A 2,443-nucleotide genomic window follows, 5' to 3' on the forward strand; every position below is an offset into this window, starting at 1 on the left:
ATCCCGGGCGTGGGCTGCGTGGTCTCGCCGCGGGGCTCACAGGGCTGGCTGCAGCATGGACATCCGAGCGTGGTCGCCCCCGGCAAGCGGCCGCGGCTCACGCCCGCGCCGTCCATGGTGCTCCGCGACGGCCGCGCGTTCATGCCCTTCGGAACTCCCGGAGGTGACGTCCAACAGCAGGCGATGCTCCAGGTGTTCCTGAACATCACGGCCCACGGCATGGCGCCGCAGCAGGCCGTCGAGGCGCCGCGCGTCGCCACGCGGAGCTTCCCCGACTCCTTTTGGCCCCACGCGCATGCGCCGGGGCTCCTCGAGGCCGAGAAGCGCTTGGGCTCCGAAACGCGCGCCGCGCTGGCCGGCCTCGGACACCGCATGGCCGACTGGTCTGAGTGGGACTGGCGCGCGGGGGCCGTCTGCTGCGTGGTCGCCGGCGCCGACGGCATCCTCATGGCGGGCGCGGATCCGCGCCGCGGCGCCCACGCCATCGGTTGGTAGTTCCCCCAGGAAATCCTCGACCTCGAAACCGAGGCTGGGGTCTTGAATTAGTACATGAGCCCTTGGACCTTCTCGCAGCTCCCCGGCAGCTGGCGGCGGCATGTAGCATTTCAAGACACCACGGCTCTGGACACGAAACCGGAGAGCCTCATTGCTGGTTCTCTTTCCTGGAGCATCCGGGCGGATGCTTCTGCAAGGGAAGGTTTAGCCTCTAACCAAGCTACGGGAGGGATATCCATGTACAACCCGCTCAGCCGCAGGGAAGTCTTGAAATTCGGCGCCTTCACCACCGTGGGCGGGGTCCTCACGCCCGGGATCTCGATGGCCCAGGCCGTCATCACCGACTCCAAGGGCATCGTCGCCCGGGACATCCAGCTGACCGTCGGTGGCACAGCGATCCCGGCCTACGACGCCCGCCCCGAGAGGGTCGGGCGCTATCCGATCGTGGTCGTGATCTCGGGCTTTACGGGCAACAGCGAGCACAACAAAGACGTCGTGCGCCGCTTCGCGCAGGCCGGTTTCTACGCCATCGCGCCCGAGCTCTATCACCGCGAGGGCGGCATGCAGGGAAAGACTTTCCAGGAGATGGGCCAGATATCCGGCAAGGTCACTCGGGCTCAGTACCTGGGGGACATCCGCGCTGCGGCCGACTACGCCAAGCAGCAGCCGTGGGCGCGGGCGGATCGCGTGGGCGTGACGGGCTTCTGTGGCGGCGGGGCTCTGACGCTCCACTTCGCCTCCGAGTACCCAGGCGTCGCGGCTGCCGTGCCGTGGTACGGTCACCTCAAACGCACGTTCTCCGACGCACCCGGCGTGGACGCCTTCAGTCTCGCGGACAAGCTCACGATGCCGGTGCTGGGGTTCTACGGCGAGGCGGACGCGGGCATCCCGGCTGATGACGTCAAGCGCTTCGAGGCCGAGCTCAAGAAGCGCAACCCTGCGGACGAGTTCGTGCTCTACCCAGGCGCGCCGCACGCTTTCTTCTCCGACGACCGGCCGCAGGTCTACAAGAAGGCGGCGGCGGAGGACGCCTGGAAGCGGTGCGTGGCGTTCTTCGACAAGTACCTTCAGGCGTAGCGCCGGTGGGCGTCTGAGGAGTGGCGCAGCCGCTTGACCTTGCCCGACTCTCCGGCCGTGAAGACGTGCAGCTTTCCGTCGGCCGCTGCGAGCCACACCGGTGTCGCCACTTTGATCCCGCTTTTGCGGAAGGTCGCGAGGCTCAGGTAGCGATGGCGATCGAACGCGGCGAGGTCGGTCAACGCGGCCGTGCCTAGCTGGCGGGGACTGGAGCGCCCCTCGGGGCGGAGCGCTGGCTCGGGCGGGCGCTGAGCGGGACCTCCTTGATGAGGAGGGAAAGGCCGGACGCGACGAAGGCGAGCACCGCCGCCGACAGGAAGGCCCAGGAGTAGGAGCCGGTCGCGTCGAAGATGGCGCCGCCGGCCCAGGCGCCGATGGCCGAGCCGACCTGGTGGGAGAAGAAGATCCAGCCGGAGAGCGTCCCCACCGAGAACCGGCCGAAGATGTTCGCGGTCATCGTCGTCGTGGGAGGCACCGTCGAGATGTAGTTGAGCCCGAAGATCGCCGCGAAGATGTGGAGCGACGGCACGTTCCAGACGTAGAGCAGGAAGATGAGCGACAACCCGCGCACGCAGTAGTAGAAGGCGAGCGGCCCCTTCCTCCCGAAGCGGTCACAGATCCAGCCGGAGAGCACCGTGCCCACGATGTTCATGGCGCCCATGAGGCCGAGCGCCTGGGCGGCGTGCATTTCCGAGAAGCCGTGCTCCGCCGCGTGCGGCACGAGATGGGTCAGCACGAGACCATTCGTCGTGTAGCCGCAGACGAAGAAGGTGGAGGCGAGGAGTTAGAACGCCGGCACCTGCATGGCTTCGGAGACCGGCACGCGCCGTTCGTCCGTCACCCCGCCGAACGCCGCGCCGCTCGCCGTGCC

4 protein-coding genes are annotated in these 2,443 nt (G+C 68.1%); 2 read left to right on the forward strand and 2 right to left on the reverse strand.

The features are described 5' to 3' along the window. A partial coding sequence (locus VGV06_18180; protein ID HEV2057074.1) for a gamma-glutamyltransferase occupies positions 1-495 on the forward strand: 495 nt, incomplete at its 5' end. A 237-nt stretch (positions 496-732) separates the two neighbouring features. Beyond that, a complete protein-coding gene (locus tag VGV06_18185) occupies positions 733-1,572 on the forward strand; it encodes a dienelactone hydrolase family protein (protein ID HEV2057075.1) in 840 nt (279 codons plus the stop codon). On the opposite strand, the gene VGV06_18190 is transcribed toward VGV06_18185, so the two are convergent. Both VGV06_18190 and VGV06_18195 read right to left on the reverse strand, forming a co-directional pair. Then, positions 1,563-1,754: a pyridoxamine 5'-phosphate oxidase family protein gene (locus tag VGV06_18190; GenBank protein ID HEV2057076.1), complete on the reverse strand. Its 192-nt coding sequence runs from the start codon at positions 1,752-1,754 to the stop codon at positions 1,563-1,565. The two genes, VGV06_18185 and VGV06_18190, sit on opposite strands and share 10 nt — an antisense overlap. A gap of 11 nt (positions 1,755-1,765) precedes the next feature. Continuing rightward, positions 1,766-2,308, reverse strand: coding sequence for an MFS transporter (locus VGV06_18195; protein ID HEV2057077.1), 543 nt, complete (start codon positions 2,306-2,308; stop codon positions 1,766-1,768). Positions 2,309-2,443: the final 135 nt, after the last annotated feature.

The sequence above is a fragment of the Candidatus Methylomirabilota bacterium genome (genome assembly GCA_035936835.1).
Classification (GTDB): domain Bacteria; phylum Methylomirabilota; class Methylomirabilia; order Rokubacteriales; family CSP1-6; genus AR37.

Bases quoted from the DNA above. Each gene is read 5' to 3' on its own strand.
- VGV06_18185 (HEV2057075.1), top strand. From the start codon at position 733: ATGTACAACCCGCTCAGCCGCAGGGAAGTCTTGAAATTCGGCGCCTTC.